Here is a 23,791-nt window from a genome sequence, read left to right on the forward strand (position 1 = left end):
TCATAAATAGTTGAATCTTTTGCATCTACAAAGCCTAATCTCAAGCTTCTTGATTACACTTTAGCTTAAGATAATCTGGTTGTAGGTTCGGTTTTATAACAAAGGGCGATCGCAATAACCGTACCCACTTGCTAGTTTTATATTTTGTCATACTAATTAACCAAAATATTCTTTTGATTTAATATTTAATTTGAAGAAAAATTTCAAGGCAATTGTTGATGACTTATTAGCAGCAGGTATCCCCAAAGCAGAGATTATTTTGGGTTTTCATCACCTCAGTAAAAGAGAATTAACAGAATTTGCCATTGCATAGATACATAATCAATGCTATCTAGTACGGCACGACGGAAATAAACATACCATAAGAAATTGCTAAAATGCTTGTGGGATAACTATTCTTTCTTTTGCCTTTTGCCTTTTTACTTTTGCTTTGTTGTACTAGTTACTTATAAGCACATTCAGCTATTCTCCACTCCCAAATTTACACTTGCACAGGCAAGCTAATTGTAAAAGTTGCACCTTGGTTAGCTGGGCTACTAGCGGTGATACTACCTTTGTGGGCTTCAATAATGCGTTTAGCGATCGCGAGTCCCAATCCGTTCCCATCACCTTTACGGGAAGGATCTGTGGTGTAAAATTGCTCAAAAATTCGGGGTAAATCGCTGTCGCTAATGCCCATACCTTGGTCTTGAATTTGAATAATGGCGTTTTTGCCTTCGCTGCAACCAGAAATTAACACCTGCGAATTAGGACGTGAGTGTTTGATAGCATTATCTAATAAATTGAGAATTGCCTGTAATAATCTCTCTTGGTCGCCTTGGATTTGAATTTCTGCCACATTCACCTGTACAGTTACACCCGCAGCTTGCATTCGGGGTTCTACTGCATTCACAGCCCGGTTAATTAATCCCCGCAAAGAAATTGCTTGCTTTTCTAACTCCGTGACTCCTGCTTCCAAGCGTCCTAAATCTAGCAAGTCATGAATTAAGCGTGATAAACGTTTGGTTTCGTTCTCGATAGTTTGAAAAAAGCGATCGCGCAATTGTGCTTCTTCATAAGCACCACCTTTTAGTGCATCAACTGTTACCTGCACATTACTAATCGGTGTACGTAATTCATGGGAGACGTTTGCTAAAAACACCCGACGTTCTTGGTCTAAAGAAGCTAACCGTTCACTCATCCGGTTCAATTCTGCGGCTAACTGATCTAACTCATTGTTTTGCTGGATAATCAACTTGTCGCCAAAATGACCGCTACCCAACCGAATTGCAAAATTACGCATAGTTTCAATCGGTTTTGAAAGACTACGCGCAAACCGACTGCTAATTAATGTACATAGAAACATTGTGACTGCTAAACTTCCTAAAACACTCCAAATTACTCTGACAAACTGACGCTGAAACTGCTTCAGGGTAATTGACATTCGCAACACACCCAAAAATTGATTATGACGCGCAATTGGCCTAGCAATATAAAGGCGGTCTTCGTTGGTTAACACTCCTTTGGCAACACCCTGTGCAGCATAATTTTGCAAAGCTTGCTGCATTCCTGGAACTTTATACCAATCTTTAACTTGTGCATCTAATTTTGGGTCAGAAGTGGCAATTAATTTGCCTTGTTTATCGAATACGCGCAATGTTATTGTTTGTGGAGCGCCATAACGTTGCACTAAGATTTTTACTCGTGAAATATCCTGTTCTTCGAGTGCATCGGCAACACTTTCACCTAAAGCACTTGTCCAGTTTTCTAAATCCATTTGTCGTGTCCGCATAAAGTAAGCATGGAACGACCACAGGATATAACCAGCCATAAGTGACGTACCAAAAGCTGTCAGCATTAGATATGTTGCTAACAACTTGGTATGAATTGTATTTAATTTGATTGGTGGTATCCAGCCTTTCATCAGGCTATTCCCCAGAACGACGGCGCAGTACAGCTTTAATTCTTGCTAGTAGTTCGCGGGTATTGAACGGCTTAGTGACATAATCATCTGCACCTGCTTCCAAACCCCAGATTTTATCGATATCTTGATCCTTCGCTGTCAGCATCACAATAGGCACATCCGAAAAAGCCCGAATTCGCCAGCAAACTTCCATACCGCTAACTTCCGGCAGCATGAGATCGAGCAGAATGACATCAGGTACTTGTTTATGGAACTGTTTGATTGCATTATGCCCATCGGCTGCCGTCGTTACGGTGTAGCCTTCTTTTTGCAGTGTGTAGCTGAGACTGTCACACAGGGCTGCTTCATCATCTACAAGTAGAATATGGGACATTTTTCATTGCTAAAGTCAACATCGTCATTCTAGCTTGTTTGGTTAATAGTAAATTTGGCATCCTGCTGTAGTCATAATTCCAAGTATCTGTGTAGAACTGCTAAATTCTCTTTCTGGATAAGATAGTACTATTCATTTATTTGATACTTACACGCTCTATGTGTGTATTTTATTGATCAAAGTTTAGCTGAATAGAGATTTAGAGCATGTAAATGGGCAATCTAAATATTAGGTTGTGATGTGTTGACATCTAAATTGGATTAGCACAGTGATTGCTTACGCATTAAGACAAAAAATTAAGGACTTCATCAAGATTACAAGGGTATAGGTTGTAGATAAGCGGAAATCTTACACCCATATCAACAGGAAACTTTCGCGCTAAGTTCTGAGAATCATCAATAAAACTGATAATGAGGTGTTATGTTTCAAGTTGTTGTAGGACACAGTAACGATCCTGATTCTGAAAATGCGATCGCAGAAGTTATTCAAAAATGTACCACTTCTCTCGGTGGGTTAATTCCCCAAGCTGGAATTTTATTTAGTGCGATTGACTTTGAACATACCTTAATTTTGCAACATATTCAACGAGTTTTCCCAGGAATTCAGTTAATTGGTGGCACTACAAATGGTGAAATATCCTCAATTTTGGAATTTCAACAAGATTCTTTAACTTTGATGCTTTTTGCTACAGACGAAGTGGAAATTTACGCAGGTGTGGGACGAGAAGCATCGAAAAATCCGGCTTTGTCTGCTCAACAAGCGATCGCTCAAGCAACAGCCAATACTACATCAACACCACAATTATGCTTGACCTTTCCCGATAGTTTAACCAGTAATGGCGTGTTAATTTTAGAAGGTTTAAAACAAAGTCTTAGAGGGCAGATTCCCATTATTGGCGGTATGTCTGCTGATGATTATACCTTTGACAAAACCTACCAATTTTTTCAAGATGAAGTTTTAAATGATTCAATTCCAGTATTAATATTTTGTGGAAAATTATTATTTTCCCACGGAGTCGCTAGTGGCTGGACTCCTATTAGTCAACGTAGTTGTGTCACAAAAGTAGATGGTAATGTCGTCTATGAAATTGATGGACAACGTGCATTAGATTTCTATCAGCACTATCTAGGCGAAGAAAGATTTACAGCCAACTATGCAATTCACGCCCTAGCCGTTTTTGAGGATCAAGAACATTTTTATATGCGTGCGCCCAATGGCTACGATCAAGAATCTGGTAGTGTGACTTTTTTCTCAGATATTCCCGAACAAGCTATTGTCCAAATTACTGATGCAAACCGTCAAGATATTCTATTAGCTTCTGAGGCATCTTTAAAAAATGCTCTTGTTAATTATCCTGGGTTAGAACCAACTGCGGCTTTACTTATATCTTGTGCTGCTAGACGGCGAATTTTGGGAACTATGGCTAGTGAAGAGTATAAACTTGTCAAAACTCACTTACCACCAACTTTACCTTGCTGTGGTTTTTATGCTTATGGTGAAATTGCACCTTTGATGACTAAAGGTCAAACCCAATTTCATAACAAAACCTTTGTCACACTGCTAATGGGAACAAAATGAGTAATGGACGTATGGATGATCAGCCTAATTCCATACAAATGCAAGAGTTGGAAAAGACAAACCGCATCTTGCGAAAAAAGTTAGAACGCTGCGAAACTGAACGTCGGCAGCTAGAATCTGATATTGCGACTAAAGAATTTCTCCTTAAAAAAGTCATTTGTGAGTTAGAAACTTCACAAAATAACTTACAGCAAAGAAGCCAAGAGTTAGAAAACACTTTACATAGTTTACATCAAATGCAAGTTCAGATGGTTCAAAGCGAAAAAATGTCGGCTTTGGGTCAAATGGTAGCGGGTATTGCTCACGAGATTAACAATCCTGTAAGCTTTATTTACGGCAACCTCAGTCATATCCAGGGCTATATTCATGACTTGCTGCGTCTGCTTCAACTTTATCAGCATTACTTTCCTAACCCGCCAGCCGAAATTCAAACAGAAAGTCACATCATTGATTTAGAGTTTCTCAAACAAGATGTCACTAAGGTACTGTACTCAATGAATATTGGGACAGAACGCATTCGGGAAATAGTGTTATCACTACGTAACTTTTCTCGGTTAGATGAAAGTGCTTTTAAAGCAGTTGATATTCATGAAGGAATTGATAGTACATTGTTGATTTTGCAACACCGTCTGAAAGCTAATGAGCAAAACCCAGAAATCTTAATTATTAAAGACTATGGTGATTTACCAGATGTAGAATGCTACGCTGGGCAGATGAATCAGGTATTTATGAATATTCTGGTAAATGCCCTGGATGCGATCGCAGAATTTAATACCAAACGAACTTATCAAGAAATCGAGACTTATCGCAGTTGCATTACAATCCGTACTGATTTAATTGATTCCAAGTGGGTTAAAATTGCGATCGCTGATAATGCCAATGGCATTCCCGCCACCATTCAGACACAAATTTTTAACCCATTTTTCACCACAAAACCTATTGGTAAAGGAACAGGAATGGGACTGGCTATCAGTTACCAAATTGTTACCGAAAAACATGGCGGTAAGTTAGAATTTTTTTCAACACCCGGACAAGGAACAGAATTTGTCATTCAAATTCCTCTCAGACAATCTCTTAATTAGTTCCATTGCATAGCCTCCAGGCACTATGGCAGTCCTAAATCATTTGTGAAATTCCCTTTCTTTTCTTTCCTCTCATTCTTTGTGTCCTTTGCGTCCTTTGCGGTTCGTTAAAAAGAAGATTTTTTCACAACTCAGATAGGATGGCTATATTTATTTCACTTCAACATCAAAATTTAGAATGATTATTGATCAAAAATCAACCAAAAAAGCCTGGGCAGGTGCAATATCTCAACCAGCAACAGAATTTCCTCTCACACCATTACCAATTCTCTCTGGCAAAATCCCAGAAGGTTTACGTGGCACACTCTACCGCAATGGCCCAGGATGCTTAGAACGTGACAATATCCATGTAGGACACTGGTTTGACGGCGATGGGGCAATTCTCGCAGTTAATTTTAATGCTGCTGGAGCCACAGGAGTTTATCGCTATGTACAAACTGCGGGTTATCAAGCCGAAACAGCCGCCGGAAAATGGCTGTATGGTAATTATGGTATGACTGCGCCGGGGGCAATTTGGCATCAATGGCGCAAACCAGTAAAAAATGCAGCGAATACTTCTGTGTTGGCTTTACCAGATAAACTCTTAGCACTTTGGGAAGGCGGACATCCCCACAGACTTGATTTAGCCACCTTAGAAACTCAAGGTTTAGATGATTTAGGCGGTTTAAAGCCCGGATTATTTTATTCTGCTCACCCAAAGGTTGATTTTTCAACTCAGGAGATTTTTAATTTTGGTGTGAGTCTGGGGTTAAATGCCACACTGAATGTTTACAAGAGTGATGGGGCTGGCAAAATTATTCAAAAAGCTCAGTTTCCATTAACAGGTTTGCCGCTAATTCATGATTTTGTTTTAGCAGGACAATATCTGGTGTTTTTTATTCCAGCCGTGCGGTTGAATTTGTTACCTATCGTTTTGGGAACCAGCAGTTATAGTGATGCACTCAAGTGGCGACCAAATTTAGGCACACAAATTTTAGTCATTGACCGCGAAACTTTAACTTTAGTCAGTCAGGGAGAAACTGAACCTTGGTATCAATGGCATTTTGCCAATGGTTATGTTGATTCTAGTGGCGCAGTAATTGTGGATTTTACCCGCTATGATGACTTTCAAACTAACCAATATCTTCAAGAAGTTGTGGCTGGAAAAACTCAGACAACTGCCAAAAACACATTTACGCGAGTTGTGCTGCAACCCCAAACTGGCAAGGTGACAAAAATTGAAACTTTATTAGACCGGACTGGTGAGTTTCCTAATGTACCAGCGCCAAATGTTGGGCAGAAATCGCGCTACACCTATATGAGTTTATTTCGTCAAGGTACAGATATTAGTCAAGAATTATTAAATGCGATCGCCCGCTTTGATCACAATACCCATACCCTCACCGAAGCCAACCTGGGCGAAAATCGTTATCCTTCAGAACCCTTAGCTGTGCAAGATATTCATCACCCGCAGCAAAGTTGGGTACTCACTGTTGTCTATGATGGCAATTCTCATACTAGCGAAGTTTGGATCTTTGATAGCGATCGCCTAGACGCAGAACCAGTTTGTAAATTAGGCTTACCCAGCGTCATCCCCCACAGTTTCCACGGCACTTGGAAAGCAGCATCAACCTAGCCACATCCCTAACTCGAAGCACTAGTATAAAAACGCAAAGCAAACCGCCACCACTTAGTAGACAGCCAAAACAAAATAATTGCTAACACCAGCGCACCTATCAACCAAGTAAACTGCACTCGTCCCAGCATCACTTCTGCTGGTACAGTAGTTAAAAAAGTTACTGGTACTACAAAGGTGAAGAAAAAGCGATAAGTTGCGGGGTAAGCAACCATTGGATATCTACCAGCCTCCAATAAACCCCGCAGCACTTCCGTGACGTTGTAAATTTTCACAAACCAGATGCTAGTGGCTCCCAGCATAAACCACAAGCTATAAAGAATTACTATCCCAAATAACAAAGGTACGGCACTTAGGAGATAATTATCAATTCCCAAGCCCAGGCGCTGGCCTGCATAGCCAATAATCAAACTACCTAAAATTAGATCCGGTAATCCCCACGGTGAAAGAGTATGAGTAGATAGCCAAAATTGACTGCGAATCGGTTTGAGGAGTACAAAATCTAAAGTCCCTATCTGCACATGACTCACAATTTTATTTAAATTCGGAGCCAAAAATGTTGCGGAAAAACCTTGCAGTATAGTAAAAATTCCCAACACAATCAAAGCTGCTTCCCATGACCAACCCGCAAAAGTATAGCCAGTACGATAAAACAAAAACAAACTAAAAATACTTCCGCCTAAATTACCCAAGCTAGTGAGTGCAGCAACCACAAAGTTAAGCCGATACTCCATCTCTGCCGCTAAGGAGGTAGTCCAAAATAGCCGGATTAATTTCCAATATCTGCTCATCTTCCTCTAACATCTCATTACACAATTAATTTAGCAACTAACACAACATTTATAATCTGAATCACCTAGGAATCTTACAGAATCCTAATATAGCGATCCTAAATTATTTATAAACATTCCTCTCCCTTTTCTCCCTTGTCTCTGTTATTCACACATCGACTAAAACTGCTATATATATAGTTGCTTATTCTTAAATACGTGAGGTTTTATGCACTTTGATTTACCAGAATTAATTAAATCTATCGGCTACTTTGGAGTCTGGGCAATAATTTTTGCTGAATCAGGATTACTTATCGGGTTTTTCCTTCCAGGCGATAGTTTATTATTCACAGCCGGATTTGTTGCTTCGCAACATTTGTTAAATATTTGGATTTTAATTATTGGTGCATTTATTTGTGCAGTTTTAGGCGACAACATTGGTTACGCTACAGGGCATAGATTTGGCAGAAAATTATTTCAGAAAGAAGATTCCTTATTTTTTCATAAAAAACACGTAGTTAAAACCCAAAGGTTCTATCAAAAACATGGCAAAAAAACTATTGTCTTAGCTAGATTTGTCCCGATAGTGCGGACTTTTGCCCCAATTGTCGCTGGCTTGGGTGCTATGCACTATCAAACTTTTATGTTTTATAACCTCATCGGTGGCTTTTTTTGGACTGTGGGGATGACTTTATTAGGCTTTTTCTTAGGAAAAACTTTACCTGCTGAACAAGTAGATAAATATTTGTTGCCGATTATTGGAATTATTATTGTGATTTCTTTAGTCCCTTCGATTGTGCATCTAGTTCAAGAAAACAGAGCGAAAAACTAGTAAATTAGGGTTTGTGCAGGGCTTGATTATTTGCACTTATAGTTTTAAATTGCTAAATCTTAGTGTTTTTTTCAATGCTATGGCTAAACTATCTCAAGAATTACATCGTCATTTTTTTGAAGAAGAAAGACCAACAACAGTGACTTTGGCAGATATTCTGCTTTTAGCGCAAGAAAGAATTTTTGGCTTTTTACTAGTTATCTTATCTTTACCTTCTGCCTTACCAGTTCCAGCCCCAGGATACTCAACACCTTTTGGGATTCTGATATTTTTATTAGCTATACAGCTAGTTGTGGGTGCAAAAAGTCCTTGGCTACCACAAAAAATGATGAACCACCCTATCCAACTTGATACAGTTCAGGGGTTTTTAAAGGCGGGAATTCCTTGGTTACGGAGAATTGAAGCGATCGCACGTCCGCGTTTAACTTTTATTTGTACCACAACTCCAGGTAGAGTCACCATTGGTATTGCGATCGCTTTAATGTCAATTTCCATGATGATTCCTGTACCAGGGACAAACACATTACCAGCAATGGGTATTTTTGTCACTGGTTTTGGTCTGCTAGAAGATGATGGCGCTATTAGTTTAGGTGGTTTAGTTCTGAGTCTGATGGGAGCCATTTTAACAACTTCAATTCTCGTTGCCCTCATTTGGGGTGGTTCCAGTCTTTTGGATGTCATCAGAACTTGGTTGGGTCGTTAACTAAAATTTCTGTCTTCAGGAGAATGAACTCGAAACCCCTGACAGTAAAAATAAATTTATGAATGGTTTGCACATCAATCTCTATCTCTTACTGGAAAACCTGCTGTTTTTTACAGTTTCCACCTTTTTGATTGGGGTAATTAGTTGGGGCTGGAAAAACGCCAAGCCATATACTGTACCTTTACCTTTTCCTTGGTGGTATAGGTGGTGGTTTTTAACGGTGCAAATACTAGGTGTACTTTTACCACTACTAATTATGCTGCTGTGGGGAGTATGGTGGAAACACGGTATCGTGTTGGCTGTGCTGGGCTGGTACTTTATTATTTTGGGTTTGCAAATTATATTTGAAACCTTCACCCTGAGAAAACTACAAAATGTTGTCTGGGTAATGGTTCCCTATATCTACCTCCCCTATCGTTTTTGGCAACTTTACGAAGGTTTGACACTTTTGGGTTCTCAAGCAGAACTACTTTGGGTGCGATATTTACTGATTTTGGAACTGGTGCTATGGATTGTCAATTACGTTATAGATGTCGCCCAACTTCCTCGGCTATTTCGCTGGGAAGTTAATTCAGCATCTATAACTAGAGATAGTTGAGACTATTTATCAATTAGATTGAAAATGTTGATGCTTGGGCTGCAAACTCTGAGTATGGGAGTTGAGCTTACTGATAAATGCGGGTAAATGCAACAAACAATCTCAAAAACTTGCATTCTTTACCAGCTTCATTTACAGTCAAGATAGATTCTCCAAAGTTCAATTATGCAGATAAGACTCTGATTTTACCTAAAAACAGTATCTTATTTTACATCTAGGGATTTTTTTTACTCTTTTTTTAAAAATTTATTGAGAAATACTCGCAATAAAATGGATAAAATTAGACGTTTACAAGTTAGCCACTTCCGAGAACTGTACAAAATACTGAAAGAATCGCTATCTGAAGACAAGATGCTACTCTTGTACACTCGCCACAGTCATAATTTAATCAAAAATTTAAACTTTTTCCTGAAAAGTACAGCAATAACTTTTTGGAATTTAGCTGACAATATTGTAGAGATTTTATTAACTAGACAGTTTTTGTTGAGAAACAATGTTATAAAGTGGCAGTTTGCTTTTAAGCCGTAAATGCAGATTATTTTTGTTTATCTTGTGGAGATGAATAAATTGTAGTCATCAACACAATTTTGTTTACGCCTTCATTATCTGTAAAGCCAACAAACGAGATAAGTTCGATGAATACCTTTTTTTGTTCTGACTATGCACGACAAGTAGGTGAAGAATTAATTGGTAGTGCTACCAATTACGAAACATATATTTTAGTTGAATGTCCGCCGCCTTGGACTACAGAAGCTTTTAATTCTCGGTGGGTTCCGAAAAACTTACAACTTTTGGTAGAAGAAATTACTCGTGCAAAACTACCAATTAGATTTCTGTTAATTGCTAATGATGTATCCCATAAAGCAGACGAAACAACTCTATTAATTTATCAAAAAAAGCAGGGGTTAAGTCATGGATACTGCAAATATGAATTTCACTTGCCAAATATAGAATTAGTCGCAGGTGTTGTCAAAAAATGGTTAGCACATAGCACTACTGATTATCAAGTATACACAGACGCAACAAGAGATATTTTAGTGTGTACTCATGGTAGTCATGATAAATGCTGTGCTAGATATGGTAATCCTTTCTTCTTCCACGCTGCTCATACTGTAGCTAATTTGCAATTAGATAGTGTGCGCTTGTGGAAGTCTAGTCATTTTGGCGGACACCGCTTTGCACCGACAGCTATTGACTTACCAGAAGGTAGATATTATGGTGTTCTCGACCAAGAAATATTCAAAGTAATATTAACTCGTAATGGCGACATTCACTGTTTGGAAAAAGTTTATCGCGGCTGGGGAATTTTACCAACTCAGTTACAAGTTTTAGAACGACAATTAATTTTACATCATGGCTGGGATTGGTTTAATTATAAAGTCTCTGGCAAAATCCTAGAACAAAGTTTAGATAATCAGACTTTTCTTGGTGAAATTAGTTGCGAAACTCCTGATGGTTCTCTGTATACCTATCAAGCTCAATTCATTCAGGACAGTCATAAATCTGTTAAGCTCAGAAGTGCTTGTAATTCTCAAAAAGAGTCAGTATTAGTTAAATATGCTATAGCTAATGTCTGGCTATCATCTACAAAGGTGGTGAGTTTTGCTCAATAAAAATTCCAGGGTTAATCATCTACCAATAATTGTTTTGACCTGATAAAAATTGAGTTAATAATCAAATAAATAATTAGAAAAAATAAATTAAATCTAATTTGAGATTACCGGGTTTCGACTTCGCTCAAGCCTCTTCCAGTCCTCTTATTGAGCATTGAGCGAAGTCGAAATGTGTCTTCTAAATGGTTGTGTCCACCTACTTATCGTATAGTGTAGAAATTGATATTTCCACCCTACAGAATCATCCAATTAAATTCCTAACATCTGTAAGTTGTGTAAGGTTGCATACATCCCTCCTTGTTCTAACAGTTCTTCGTGGCTACCTTGTTCGATTAATTCACCCCGCTTGAGAACAAAGATGCGGTCTACATTGCGAATTGTAGATAGGCGGTGAGCAATAATAATTGCAGTACGCCTGATCAACAGTTGATTGAGTGACTGCTGAATTAACGCTTCTGTATTCACATCTAAACTAGCGGTTGCTTCGTCTAATACAAGAATTTGGGGGTTACGAATAGCAGCACGGGCGAAGGCTAATAGTTGTTTCTGCCCACTAGAAAGGTTTGTGCCGCGTTCTCGCAATTGAGTATTATAGCCTTGGGGCAATTCTGCAATAAACTGAGCAATGTTGGTGTTTTGTGCAGCTAATTCAATTTCCTCGAATGTGTATCTGTCTCCGAGAGTGATGTTACTTTTGACATCGCCAGCAAATAAAAAGCCTTCTTGTAAAATTACGGCCATATAGCGGCGTAAGTCTGCTTGGGGAACTTCTCGAATATCTACTCCATCAATTAAAATCCGTCCTTGGGTGGGTTCATAAAGGCGACATAACAGGCGAATAATGGAACTTTTACCTGCACCTGTGGGGCCGACTAATGCGACTTTTTCACCGGGACGAATTACAAAATCTAAGTCTTTGATGACAAAATCATCGTCTTTGTAAGCAAACCAGACGTGTTCAAAGCGAATTTCTCCTAATTCTGGAGCAGAGTTGAAGCTTTGTGCTTCCATCTCAGCAATAATTTCGTCTATGTAACCGAAGCTATGATCAAAAACTGAGAAGCGTTGATTATTAAGATCGCGGATTTCTATCGGTTCATCTAAAATATCGTTAATTCGTTCAATAGCAGTAAAGCCAGCTTGAATAACGGTAAATTTCTCCGCAAAATCTCGCAATGGGTCAAATAATCGCTGGGCATATAGAATAAATGCAGACAATACACCAAATGTCAAGCTTTGTTCTAAAAGTAACCAACCACCCATCCACAATACACCAGCGATCGCTACTAAGCCAATCCATTCTAAAGTAGCTGATACTGCTGAATCATAAAATATGGTTTGATCCATTTGGGCAATGTAGCGGTTGTTAACAGCACGAAACAACTCTGCGTTAATTTTTTCTCGCCGAAACAGCTGCACTACATTAATCCCAACAATATTTTCTTGTAGCTGGGAATTTAACAAAGATAGTTCTTCCCGCGCTTTGTAATTCGCTTTGCGGTACTGTTGCTGAAAGTAAATAATTAACCAGGTAACTGGTAACAAGATTAATAGCAGTAAACAAGCAAGTTGCCACTGAATAGACAACATAATCCCAATAATCACCACCATCGAAAATATATCGGAGATTATGCCAATTGCTCCAGTGGAAAATACATCTCCCAAAATTTCTACATCGCTGGTGAGTCTGGTAATTAATTTACCAACGGGTGTACGGTCAAAAAAGCGGACTGCCAAAGATGTGACATGCTTAAACAAGTCTTGTCGAATGGCGGCTGTGATATTTTGTCCTAATTTTTGTAGTAAATAACCTTGAATACTGGTGAAAAATAATCGGATGACAATGGCAATCAATAGAAAGCCTTCCAGGATGTTTATGCCTTGCCATAGCGGCAGATTCCTGAGAAACTCATAAGTACTTGGCTCATTGCGGATCAGAGAAATAGCTTGCCCAATCAGCAACGGTTGTATAGCATTTGCTAAAGCGATCGGTACAAGCAATAGCATTGCCAAAGTCAGCAATTTAATATGACGACGAGCATAGGGAACTAAACGTAAAAATAATCGCCAGTCATTGCTACGCCAACGGTCTCTTCTGTAAGATTTTTTTCGGGATTGGTAGATGCTCATAATGGGAGCATGAAATTAATTGGATTTTGCACTGGGAAAACACGCCTATTTAATGTAGCATTCACACCTGCGGTTTAATGATATGTCAGAAATAGAAACCCCCAGATTGCGGTTAAGACGCTTCGTCACAGATGACTTTGATGATCTGTTCCGAATCTACAGTGATGCAGAAGTCATGAAATACCTCTCTCCAAGAAATAAAGAACAGACACAAGCCAGCTTACACAAACATATCCAGCATTGGCAACAACATAATTTCGGGATGTGGGCAGCAATTTACAAAGATAACGGTAAACTGATTGGGCGTTGTGGGCTAGGTTTTTTGGAAAATACCCCAGAAGTTGAACTGGGTTATGTGTTTGACAAATCTTACTGGAACATAGGAATTGGGACGGAAGCCGCCACCGCAACCATAAAATATGGGTTTGCAGAAGCTAAATTAAATCGTATAGTAGCGATCGCTCATCCAGAAAACATCGCCTCAGTCCGTGTAATTCAAAAAGTCGGTATGAAATACGAAAAAAACGCCCGTTTCTACAATGTAGATGTGGTTTACTATGCACTCAACCAAGAAGCGTGGCAATTGAAACAAGTTAGCTAAAAATTTAATTGCGATCGCTACTCAACAGCACAAAATCAAAAATGCTTGCGATCACCTCCACAATTTACCATAGCGATCGCTTGATTTTATCAACTAGATTGAGAGAGGTTTACTAAGTAATTCTCTAAATCATTTTGACTAGCAAAATCTAATAACGCCTCTGCTAAATCTTCCAATTGAGTAATAGATAAAGCCTGAATTTGCTCTTCTATCCGTGGATTAACTGCATCAAAGCGACGTGTTAACTGACGTAAGATAAGTTGTAACGCTTCTTTTTTCTTTCCACGTTCTTCTCCCTTTTGCAAAATATCTTGGTAAATTACAGACTCTTGCATAATCGCCTCCCTGAAAATTTGTGTAATTAAGTTTTTCTCAAACCGCAAACCAGCTATCATTTGAACACAAGCTGAGATATTTTGTCGCTCATCTGTTTCTTCAATCATATCGACAGCTGCCGCCACTTGCTCTAATAATGCTTGGGGTGAGTTGCTTTTGGCTAATGTCGCTAGTGGTAACAGTGCAGGGTTGGCTAACAGTAGTGTGGGTTCTTCTTCCCATAAGCGAATCACTCGATATTTGTGTATGGTGTTGCTGTCTGTGTATTGAGTGTTATACACAATTTCTGAAGATGTTGGTTGCAAGAAGATTAACACTTGATGAATTTCACACCAGAAGTATTGACGTTTTAATCTGATGTAATAATCTAGCATTCTAAAATCAAGTGGTGGCATTGATTGGGGTGTAGTTTGGAACTCGATGTGTAAGATTTGATTGGCGATTTGTATGAATGTCACCGAATCAGCACGAATTGGTTCCAGGGTAAGTTCGGTTTTGAGTACTTGAATATTATCTGTAGTGTCAGATGCAAGTAACCATTTGGCAAACTCGGCAGGATAAGTTTCGGCTAGGTATTTGCAGGTGTTATCGTAACTCAAGGTGATATTGTACTAAAGCGATCGCTTCCACAATTTACCATAGCGATCGCTTCATCTTCTCAGTCAGTAGAACACAACCCCGATTGTTGAGTCGGGGTTGTAATTTCAAGTTATGCAGTAAAAATTTGCCGAATTAAAATACTCATCACTTCATCAGGATCTTCTGCGGGTAATAATGGACTCCAATCTCCGACATTTGCATAACCAATCGCCTGCAAGTAGTGTATTGTGCTGGTGACTGCTTTAGGTGAACCAATCAACAAATGTTTAATTCGTTCTCTTTTAGAAAATGACTGCTGTGGAACAGGTTGTTGATTGTCGGGATTTTCTCTCTCTTGTGCCATGATAGTAATCGACTCCTATTTAGGTGTTGAAAGAAAGGCGATTGCGGACTCTTCCCGGAGGGCGATCGCCTTTCTCATGTCTTTATAATAAAGTATAATTTTATACTTGTCAATTACTAAAACAAAAATATCTGCAACAAATTTTTCCTTCTAATTTAAGACAATTAGAGGATTTTTCCAGAATTTGTACTGTGTATAATATTTTGTTATTTATAGTACCTAAAATAAAGATGAGCGATCGCATTTAGGAAAATCAAGCGATCGCAACATCAGTATATTATCTTTTCACAAATCAAAAAGACTCATCTAAGGTTCTTGCATCGTCAGAAACACATCACCCGTAATGAAATTCTAAACTTTTCTGGAATTTAGAGCATTGGCGGTGAATGTTTCTCATGATATATTTGCGTCTCCCGCCCTGAACCATGAACGAACAGCGTCTACAAGCTTATTATCAGCTAATTCAAACTCTGCTAAATTGCCCTAGCGGAGAAGAGCCAGAGATATTAGCAGTAAATACAGAATTGCTGGATGCGGATTTTGTACAGGTAGTAGCAGCAGTAGCAGAAAGTTTTGCACAGCAGGAAGATAAAAATACAGCAAATTGGCTACAAAATTTGGCAAGTCATCTTAGGGAAGCTTTGAATCTAGATAATGAAGTAGATTTGCCATCTCTGAGTGAAGAAGATATGAACGTATATTTCCAATTCTTAATGGAAGTATTACGAGCAACTAGAGACAGTGCAGGTGATACTAATATAATCTACGCCTTGCTGGCAGAGAATACAGATAAAATCGACGATGTGTTAGTAGAAATGTTATATCGGTGGGGAATAAATACACTGAGACAAGCAAAAGCAGATGTGGCTCAATTTATTGCTGAAGATATTATAATTTTTAGCAACCTAGTTCAGCAATTCCCTTTGGGTAACAAAGCCAGCAATATAGAAATGGCCATTACTGGCTATAAAATCGCACTCACTGTTTACGTACGCCAAGCATTTCCCGAATATTGGGCATTTACGCAAAATGATCTTGGTGTTGCTTATGCTCAGAGAATAAAAGGAGATAAAGCTGAGAATTTAGAGCAGGCAATTGCTTGTTTGCAAGATGCACTGAAAGTCAGAACTTTTGATTCTTTTCCCTATGAATGGGCAGCTACAAAAGATAATCTTGCTAATGCTTATGTTAACAGAATAAGAGGAGATAAAGCTGAGAATTTAGAACAGGCAATTGCTTGTTACCAACAAGCATTAAAAGCTTGTACTTTTGAGGCTTTTCCTTATGAATGGGCAAATAAAAAAAATGGTCTCGGTGTTGCTTATTATCAGAGAACAAGAGGAGATAAAGCTGAGAATTTAGAGCAGGCAATTGCTTGTTTGCAAGATGCACTGAAAGTCAGAACTTTTGATTCTTTTCCCTATGAATGGGCAGCTACAAAAGATAATCTTGCTAATGCTTATGTTAACAGAACAAGAGGAGATAAAGCTGAGAATTTAGAACAGGCAATAGTTTGTTATCAACAAGCATTAAACGTCAGAACTTTTGATTCTTTTCCCTATGAATGGGCAGCTACGAAAGATAATCTTGCTAATGCTTATGTTAACAGAATAAGAGGAGATAAAGCTGAGAATTTAGAACAGGCAATAGTTTGTTACCAACAAGCATTAAACGTCAGAACTTTTGAAATTTTTCCCTATGATTATGCAGTTACAAAAAATCGTCTTGGCGAAGCTTACCGCAACAGAATAAGAGTAGATAAAGCTGAGAATTTAGAACAGGCAATAGCTTGTTACCAACAAGCATTAAAAGTTCATACTTTTGACACTTTCCCCTATGGATGGGCAGCTATACTAAATAATCTAGGTGCTGCTTACACTCAGAGAATAAGAGGAGATAAAGCTGAGAATATAGAACAGGCAATAGCTTGTTACCAACAAGCATTAAAAGTCAGAACTTTTGACACTTTTCCCTATGAATGGGCAAGAATACAAATGAACCTCGCTGCTACTTATATTTATAGAGTCATAGGAGATCGATCTGAAAATTTAGAGCATACTATCACTTATTTGCAACAAGCTCTAAAATTTTATACTTTTGACGATTTTTTATATGAATGGGCATCTGTACAAACCAGTCTTGGTGCTGCTTACGCTCAAAGAATTAGAGGGAATAAATCTGAGAATTTAGAGTGGGCTATCACTTGTTTACAACAAGCTCTAAAAGTCAGAAATTTTAACAATTTTCCCCAAGATTGGGCAGATACGCAACATAATCTTGCTACGACTTACTCTAACAGAATCAAAGGTAAACAAGCAGAAAATTTAGAATTGGCTATCACTTGTTTGCAAGAAGTTCTGAAAGTTGATACTTTAGACTCATTTCCCCAAAAACATACTGAAGCTTTATTTAGCCTTGGGATGGTTTACCAAAAGGCACACCAGCTTGAATTAGCATACAATACTTTTAAGTCTGCCATTGCCAATATCGAATCTTTACGAGAAGAAATAGTATCTGGTGGAGAAAGCAAACGCAAACAAGCGGAACACTTTAACGAAGTTTATAGCCGCATGGTGGAAGTTTGCTTGCAATTAAATAAGATTACCGAAGCAATTGAATATGCTGAACGTAGTAAAACCCGCAATTTAGTTGAGCAAATCCTCGAACGTGACGCTAAAACCATCTTCCCTCCAGATGTTGTCACTCAACTAGAAACCTACAGAGATGAAATAGCTGTAGGACAATATCAAATCCAAAATGGTAAAGCAGAGAATCCTCAAGACTTAGCAAAACATCTCCAAGAATTGCGACAACAGCGTAACGAATTGCAAAACCGCTATTTACCAGTTGGTTATGGTTTTGATTTTAATTCATTCCAAACTACGTTGAATGAGAATACAGTCATCATTGAGTGGTATATTCTGGCTGATAAAATCCTGGCGTTTATTGTCACCAAAACACGAGAAGTAACAGTTTGGCAATCCCAACCAGAAGATTTCAAAGCTTTAGAAAATTGGAGAAATCAATATTTACGAAATTACTATCTTCAAAAAGACGAATGGCTGAATAGCTTAGAGTCAGCACTGAAGCAATTAGCTAAAATTCTGCACATTGATGAAATAATTGCCTTCATCAATCAGTTATCAAAGCATTGCAATCAAATCATTTTAATTCCCCATCGTTTCCTTCATTTATTCCCCCTTCATGCTCTGCCAATCAATCAAAGTTCTGAAAATTCGCGCTGTCTTCTAGATTTATTTCCTGGTGGTGTGAGCTATGCACCTAGTTGTCAACTACTACAACAAGTACAACAACGCAAACGTTCTGATTTTCAATCCCTCTTTGCAGTTCAAAACCCCACAGGCGATTTGAACTATATAGATTTAGAAGTACAAGTTATTCAAAGCTACTTTAATACTGCCAACGTCCTGAAAAGAACAGATGCTACACTCACCGCAATTAATAATTCTGACTTAAATACTTACCACTGCGCCCATTTTAGCTGTCACGGGTTTTTTAACTTAACAAACGCTGGTAAATCAGCCCTAATTTTAGCAAATTCACCCGTTGCAGACCCACCAACAAACCCCGACTCCGAACGTTATCTAAATTTACGAGCAGGAGAAACCCATGATTTAGAAAAATGTCTTACCCTAGATACAATCTTCAGACTCAAATTAGAAAATTGTCGCCTCGTTACCCTTTCCGCTTGCGAAACTGGATTGATTGATTTTCAAAATACCAGCGATGAATATATTGGTTTACCTAGCGGTTTTCTGTTAGCAGGTAGTAAAGCTGTAGTCAGTAGCTTGTGGACTGTTAGTGATTTATCTACAGCATTTTTGATGATGAAATTTTATGAAAATCTGCAAACCCTAAATAGTGTCTCCCTTGCACTCAATCAAGCACAGCAATGGTTGAGAAATTTAACAACAGAGGAATTTGAAGCACTATTAGTTAAATATGATTCACAAATTAGAGAAATTTTTGCTCAACTTGAAGAGGATGAGCAGATATTTGCTGAGGAATATTTATTACAGACTAAAAATCGTAAGCCATATCCTTTTAAAAATCCTTTCTATTGGGCAGCTTTCACCGCCACAGGAGTTTAAGATTTAGAATCGGGAACCTGGCAAAATTTTTTTACCCCTATTTTAAAAACATAAATGGCAACTACACTTGCCAATCCTGGAGGAATAGCACAACTCATTGCCAATGGTTCTATAACAATAGGTATTATCCCTGCTGCCAATTCATCCCTAAACTCTTCCTGGCAGATTATTTTGCGGGATTTTTCTAATAATTCGTCCAAGATATCTGATTTTCTGGATGGTTCATAACCAGCCCTGATTGCCAATATTTTAGCTGCTGTATCCAAATTTCCATTACGCTGCTCAATGAGATCAAGAGCATTAAGGGCATCTTGGTTATCCGCCAACTGGCTGCGAAATTCACTAATTTCCTCTGGTGAAACAGTAATCATTTAATAGTTTTAAACAGTAAATAAATACACGAAATACTCAGCAATTATACATTGAATGTTTAATCTGATGATACCGAGTCAAAAACTTGCTGCGCTGTTAATTTCAACTCCGGGAAAGTCGGCGATATAATACGGTTTGTTCCTCTAAACGGAGTCATCTGATATTCTCCGTCAATTAACTCGCACACAAAAATGGTAGGTTGTTTGGGATTACCAATAAATTTGCGCCCGCCCAGTGCAGCATAATCAACAATCCAATATTCTGGGATACCCATATCTTCATAGTCACGAAGTTTATCGTAGTAATCATCCTGCCAATTGGTTGAAACTACTTCAACTATTAGTTTTACCGAAGTCGCGTTTTGAATAACAGATTCTTTTTTCCAGCGTGTCTCAGTATCGATAGTTTCTTGATTTAACACAATAATGTCCGGTTCATATCCAGACTTGTCGCGGTGCGGCTTAATAATAGATTCTTTAGGAATAGTCCAAATGCTACGCTTACCCATCTCTCTAATTGTGATGAGTAATTCTTCAATCAAAAAACCAGCTAAATCAGAATGTTCGCCCGTAGGTTTAGGCATTTCGACAATCACCCCATCATACAATTCGTAACGAACTTCTGATTTTTCGGGATACCATTCGATAAACTCATCAAAGGTGTATAACTTTGGTTCAGCTTGGGTTTGGGTCATCAGTTAACACCTCCAAATAGTACTTGACCCTTAACTTGCCCAAAATCACACTGAGTTGAGCAAGCTTGATAGGTATTACAGCCAAACACTTGCTCAACCTCAGAGATTTTTAACGCATAGTCACGAATTCTTCAGCCGAAGTTGGATGAATACCGACAGTTGCATCAAAATCAGCTTTGGTAGCACCCATCTTAACAGCGATCGCTACTCCTTGAATAATCTCAGCCGCACTATTCCCCACCATGTGCGCCCCTACGACCTTATCAGTATTTTGATCAACGATCAGCTTCATCAAGGTTTTTTCATCTTTACCTGTCAGAGTGTAATACATTGGGCGAAAGCGCGATCGATAAATTTTCACCGCATCCCCGTATTTTTCTCTCGCTTCCGCTTCCGTTAAACCAACAGTTGCAGCTTCCGGTGTAGTAAAAATGGCTGTCGGCACATTAGCATAACTCATAATTCGAGATTTACCACCAAACACTGTATCTGCCAACGCTCGACCTTCATTAATCGCAACAGGAGTCAAATTAATTTTATTTGTACAATCTCCCACTGCATAGATATTTTCTTCATGGGTGCGACTGTACTCATCTACCAAAATTGCCCCATCTCGATGCTGAACTGTGGTATTTTCTAAACCAAGATGTTGGGTATTGGGTTTACGACCAACAGCCGCTAAACTCACAGCATCAGCAACTACTGTTTCCTCACTATCTCCACTACCTTTGACTGTAACCTTTACACCTTCTGCACTTTTATCAATAGCAATTAGTTCAATATTATTCAGAATCCGAATACCGTGGTTAATCATCGACTGCTGAATTTCACTGCGGATATCTTCATCAAAACCACGCAAAATCTTATCTCCACGAATCACCTGTGTAACTTCACTACCTAATCCCTTTAAAATACAGGCAAATTCGCAACCAATATAACCTCCACCTAAAATTACGATGCGCTTGGGTTGTTCTTTGAGGTGAAAAATATCATCAGAAGTAATCGCGTGTTCAATTCCCAAAATATTTGGTCTGACAGGCTTTCCACCAACCGCAATAAGTACTTTATCTGCGGTGACTTGGCGTTCCCCAACAATAATAGTATGAGGGTCAACAAATTTACCATATCCCTGCAACACCTCAACTTTGGAATTATCCAACATTCTTTGGTAAATTCCATTCAGGCGGGTTACTTCATTGTTCACCACCGTAATCATCTTTTCCCAATCTAAATTACTCTCAACAGGACTCCAGCCATACCCTTGAGATTCTGCAAATACATCAGGAAAATGAGAAGCATAAACCATCAATTTTTTGGGAACACAGCCACGATTAACGCAGGTTCCACCCAGTCTGTCAAACTCGGCAATTCCCACTTTAGCACCATATTCTGCCGCCCTTCTAGCAGTGGCAATTCCTCCAGAACCTGCACCAATTACGAATAAATCAAAATCGTAACTCATGTCTCCCCCATGAATAATTACTAATGCGTAATGCGTAACTCGCAATTAAATTAACGATTACGAATTACGCATTATCAACTACAAATTATTGTATTTAAGCAGTTACAGGTGTCTTTGCTTCCTTGAGGTAAGCCAGCATTGTATCTGCGTCTGAAACTTCAAAAGGATCGGTAGGACAGTTATCTAAAAACCCTGGTTCAATGAAAATCTTTTCAATTTTGCCATCATCAACCACCATTGAGTAACGCCAAGAGCGCATCCCAAAGCCCAGGTTAGACTTATCTACTAACATACCCATTTTGCGAGTAAACTCGCCATTACCATCAGGAAGTAAAAATACTTTATTTGCGCCTTGTTGTTTACCCCATTGGAACATTACAAAGGCATCATTTACAGAAATACAAATTATTTCATCAACACCTAAAGCTTTGAATTCATCATATAGTTCTTCATAGCGCGGCAAATGGGAAGTAGAACAAGTAGGAGTAAAAGCCCCTGGTAAAGAGAAGACTACAACACGCTTGCCACCAAAAATATCTTGAGTAGTGCGGTCTTGCCAACGGTAAGGATTAGGCCCAGGTACAGACTCGTCACGCACACGGGTTTTAAATAAAACGTCAGGAACTCTGTCGATAACAGCCATATTTACCTCTTCAGCAGTTTATGTATGGGCGGTTAATTAAATTCTGCTATGTTAAGTCAGAATAATTCTGATTTAAGAAATATGCAATAGTCATAAATACTTAAAAATCATAAATTTCCAAGCACACTTTCCAGTGAGTCAATACAGATGCTTGAAACTTAAGTCAAGACCATAAAAACCAAAACAAGCCGTCCAGAGGTTTTCACCCCAATGAGGTAAATTCATCTAGTCCCTAGTCCCTAGCCTCTATCAACTTGTACTGGAATCAACCGAAAAACGCTGAAATAAAAGGACTTATGCCAGTATCACACCTCAACTATTACTGGTAATACTCGCAAAAGTCCTGTTATCCAACTATCTTCATACTCAAATCCAACCACTTTGACTGAGTAATCGGCGCACTACTAGAGATGTAATCAACACCCGTCGCCGCTAAATCAGCAATACTCTCTAAAGTGACATTTCCCGAAGCTTCAATTTTTACAAGACTATTGTGTTGACGAATCAGAGACACAGCTTCACGCACCATATCCAGACCCATATTGTCCAACATAATAATGTCGGCTTTATACTCTAATGCTTCTTTTACCTGCTCTATCGTTTCAGTTTCCACTTCAATCGTCAACGGATAAGGTATTTGAGAACGAATCCGGGTAATTGCTTCTTTAATCCCACCAGCCGCAGCAATATGGTTGTCCTTAATCATCACAGCATCATCCAACCCCATACGGTGATTGATTGCACCTCCCACAGCAGTTGCATACTTTTCTAAGATTCTTAACCCTGGTGTGGTTTTGCGTGTATCTACAAACTGAACAGGGAAACCAGCAATTTCCTCTACATATTTATAAGTTAACGTAGCAATCCCACTCAAACGCATCGCTAAGTTTAGTGCGACCCGTTCCCCCATCAGTAGTGCATCTAATGACCCATGAATTTCAGCTATTACTTGTCCAGGTTCACAAAATTCACCGTCAGCCACAATAGTCGTAAAGCTAGTTTCTTCATTTAAAAGCTGAAATACCCTTGCTGCTAATGGTAATCCCGCAATGATTCCTGGTGCTTTCGCCAGCCATTTTGCTGTTTTTAAGGTCGAATTTGAACTGAGGAGGGGATTGGTGGTGCGATCGCCCCGACCAATATCTTCCAACAACCAGCCACGCAATAACGGATCCAACACTAGCCAAGGAGGTAAAACACTAGCTTTATTCACGACTTTATTATTTCTCGAATCACTTTTAGAAATACTATAGCCTACAACCTATATCCCATAAGCTTTTTAGCAATATCACCAAAAAATTCCAAAAAACTTGTAGAGAAGAGGTTGACAGTGAGGGGAAGGTTAGATATATTGGATAAGTGCCTGAGAGAGGGGGCGCTGCAAAGCGAAGCTCGCTCGAAGGAAACCGAACCATGAAAAGATTATAGTTT

21 protein-coding genes are annotated in these 23,791 nt (G+C 38.8%); 10 read left to right on the forward strand and 11 right to left on the reverse strand.

Features of this window, described 5'->3' with window-relative positions:
* The first annotated feature begins 190 nt into the window (after window positions 1–190).
* A complete protein-coding gene (locus H6G74_RS24755; RefSeq protein ID WP_242051347.1) occupies window positions 191–313 on the forward strand; it encodes an element excision factor XisI family protein in 123 nt (40 codons plus the stop codon).
* A gap of 168 nt (window positions 314–481) precedes the next feature.
* Here the strand turns inward: H6G74_RS24755 and H6G74_RS24760 are convergent, their stop codons facing one another.
* Window positions 482–1,903, reverse strand: a complete 1,422-nt coding sequence (locus H6G74_RS24760) for a sensor histidine kinase (protein ID WP_190970166.1) — start codon at window positions 1,901–1,903, stop codon at window positions 482–484.
* Window positions 1,904–1,907: 4 nt separating this feature from the next.
* On the reverse strand, window positions 1,908–2,276 hold the full coding sequence (locus tag H6G74_RS24765) for a response regulator transcription factor (RefSeq protein ID WP_190970167.1): 369 nt from the start codon (window positions 2,274–2,276) through the stop codon (window positions 1,908–1,910).
* Between the two features lie 420 nt (window positions 2,277–2,696).
* Between H6G74_RS24765 and H6G74_RS24770 the strand changes: the two genes are divergently transcribed.
* The 3 genes from H6G74_RS24770 to H6G74_RS24780 all read left to right on the forward strand — a co-directional run bounded on the left by H6G74_RS24770 (window position 2,697) and on the right by H6G74_RS24780 (window position 6,551).
* Window positions 2,697–3,854, forward strand: coding sequence for an FIST signal transduction protein (locus H6G74_RS24770; RefSeq protein WP_190970168.1), 1,158 nt, complete (start codon window positions 2,697–2,699; stop codon window positions 3,852–3,854).
* Between the two features lie 11 nt (window positions 3,855–3,865).
* A complete protein-coding gene (locus H6G74_RS24775) occupies window positions 3,866–4,936 on the forward strand; it encodes a sensor histidine kinase (RefSeq protein ID WP_190970188.1) in 1,071 nt (356 codons plus the stop codon).
* 178 nt (window positions 4,937–5,114) lie between these two features.
* A complete protein-coding gene (locus tag H6G74_RS24780) occupies window positions 5,115–6,551 on the forward strand; it encodes a carotenoid oxygenase family protein (protein ID WP_190970169.1) in 1,437 nt (478 codons plus the stop codon).
* An 8-nt stretch (window positions 6,552–6,559) separates the two neighbouring features.
* Here the strand turns inward: H6G74_RS24780 and H6G74_RS24785 are convergent, their stop codons facing one another.
* Window positions 6,560–7,342, reverse strand: a complete 783-nt coding sequence (locus H6G74_RS24785; RefSeq protein ID WP_190970170.1) for an ABC transporter permease — start codon at window positions 7,340–7,342, stop codon at window positions 6,560–6,562.
* 208 nt (window positions 7,343–7,550) lie between these two features.
* On the opposite strand from H6G74_RS24785, the gene H6G74_RS24790 reads away from it, so the two are divergent.
* The 4 genes from H6G74_RS24790 (at window position 7,551) to H6G74_RS24805 (ending at window position 11,067) form a co-directional block, all read left to right on the forward strand.
* Window positions 7,551–8,153, forward strand: a complete 603-nt coding sequence (locus H6G74_RS24790; RefSeq protein ID WP_190970171.1) for a DedA family protein — start codon at window positions 7,551–7,553, stop codon at window positions 8,151–8,153.
* Between the two features lie 79 nt (window positions 8,154–8,232).
* Window positions 8,233–8,856, forward strand: a complete 624-nt coding sequence (locus H6G74_RS24795; RefSeq protein ID WP_190970172.1) for an exopolysaccharide biosynthesis protein — start codon at window positions 8,233–8,235, stop codon at window positions 8,854–8,856.
* A 58-nt stretch (window positions 8,857–8,914) separates the two neighbouring features.
* A complete protein-coding gene (locus tag H6G74_RS24800; RefSeq protein WP_190970173.1) occupies window positions 8,915–9,454 on the forward strand; it encodes a hypothetical protein in 540 nt (179 codons plus the stop codon).
* A 635-nt stretch (window positions 9,455–10,089) separates the two neighbouring features.
* The gene (locus H6G74_RS24805) at window positions 10,090–11,067 is read left to right on the forward strand and encodes a sucrase ferredoxin (protein ID WP_190970174.1); all 978 of its coding nucleotides are present in this window, start codon (window positions 10,090–10,092) and stop codon (window positions 11,065–11,067) included.
* Between the two features lie 249 nt (window positions 11,068–11,316).
* Here the strand turns inward: H6G74_RS24805 and H6G74_RS24810 are convergent, their stop codons facing one another.
* Window positions 11,317–13,197 carry an ABC transporter ATP-binding protein gene (locus H6G74_RS24810; RefSeq protein WP_190970175.1) on the reverse strand — a complete coding sequence of 627 codons (1,881 nt, stop codon included), beginning with the start codon at window positions 13,195–13,197 and terminating at the stop codon, window positions 11,317–11,319.
* An 82-nt stretch (window positions 13,198–13,279) separates the two neighbouring features.
* On the opposite strand from H6G74_RS24810, the gene H6G74_RS24815 reads away from it, so the two are divergent.
* A complete protein-coding gene (locus H6G74_RS24815; protein ID WP_190970176.1) occupies window positions 13,280–13,798 on the forward strand; it encodes a GNAT family N-acetyltransferase in 519 nt (172 codons plus the stop codon).
* Between the two features lie 89 nt (window positions 13,799–13,887).
* Here the strand turns inward: H6G74_RS24815 and H6G74_RS24820 are convergent, their stop codons facing one another.
* Entirely contained in the window at window positions 13,888–14,733 is an 846-nt protein-coding gene (locus H6G74_RS24820; RefSeq protein ID WP_190970177.1) for a DUF4351 domain-containing protein, read from the reverse strand.
* 110 nt (window positions 14,734–14,843) lie between these two features.
* Complete coding sequence (locus tag H6G74_RS24825) at window positions 14,844–15,077, reverse strand: hypothetical protein (protein ID WP_190970189.1); 234 nt, start codon at window positions 15,075–15,077, stop codon at window positions 14,844–14,846.
* 425 nt (window positions 15,078–15,502) lie between these two features.
* Here H6G74_RS24825 and H6G74_RS24830 point away from each other — a divergent pair, with 425 nt between their 5' ends.
* Complete coding sequence (locus H6G74_RS24830; protein ID WP_190970178.1) at window positions 15,503–19,189, forward strand: CHAT domain-containing protein; 3,687 nt, start codon at window positions 15,503–15,505, stop codon at window positions 19,187–19,189.
* On the opposite strand, the gene H6G74_RS24835 is transcribed toward H6G74_RS24830, so the two are convergent.
* The 5 genes from H6G74_RS24835 to nadC form a co-directional block, all read right to left on the reverse strand.
* Entirely contained in the window at window positions 19,186–19,560 is a 375-nt protein-coding gene (locus tag H6G74_RS24835; protein ID WP_190970179.1) for a hypothetical protein, read from the reverse strand. The two genes, H6G74_RS24830 and H6G74_RS24835, sit on opposite strands and share 4 nt — an antisense overlap.
* Window positions 19,561–19,619: 59 nt before the next feature.
* On the reverse strand, window positions 19,620–20,255 hold the full coding sequence (locus H6G74_RS24840) for a Uma2 family endonuclease (protein ID WP_190970180.1): 636 nt from the start codon (window positions 20,253–20,255) through the stop codon (window positions 19,620–19,622).
* Between the two features lie 109 nt (window positions 20,256–20,364).
* Complete coding sequence (gene gor, locus H6G74_RS24845) at window positions 20,365–21,717, reverse strand: glutathione-disulfide reductase (RefSeq protein ID WP_190671535.1); 1,353 nt, start codon at window positions 21,715–21,717, stop codon at window positions 20,365–20,367.
* Window positions 21,718–21,811: 94 nt separating this feature from the next.
* Complete coding sequence (locus tag H6G74_RS24850) at window positions 21,812–22,360, reverse strand: peroxiredoxin (protein ID WP_190592576.1); 549 nt, start codon at window positions 22,358–22,360, stop codon at window positions 21,812–21,814.
* 346 nt (window positions 22,361–22,706) lie between these two features.
* A complete protein-coding gene (gene nadC, locus H6G74_RS24855; RefSeq protein WP_190970181.1) occupies window positions 22,707–23,573 on the reverse strand; it encodes a carboxylating nicotinate-nucleotide diphosphorylase in 867 nt (288 codons plus the stop codon).
* Window positions 23,574–23,791 lie beyond the last annotated feature (218 nt).

Origin of the sequence: Nostoc spongiaeforme FACHB-130, from assembly GCF_014698475.1 — a bacterium.
Lineage (GTDB): Bacteria > Cyanobacteriota > Cyanobacteriia > Cyanobacteriales > Nostocaceae > Nostoc_B > Nostoc_B spongiaeforme.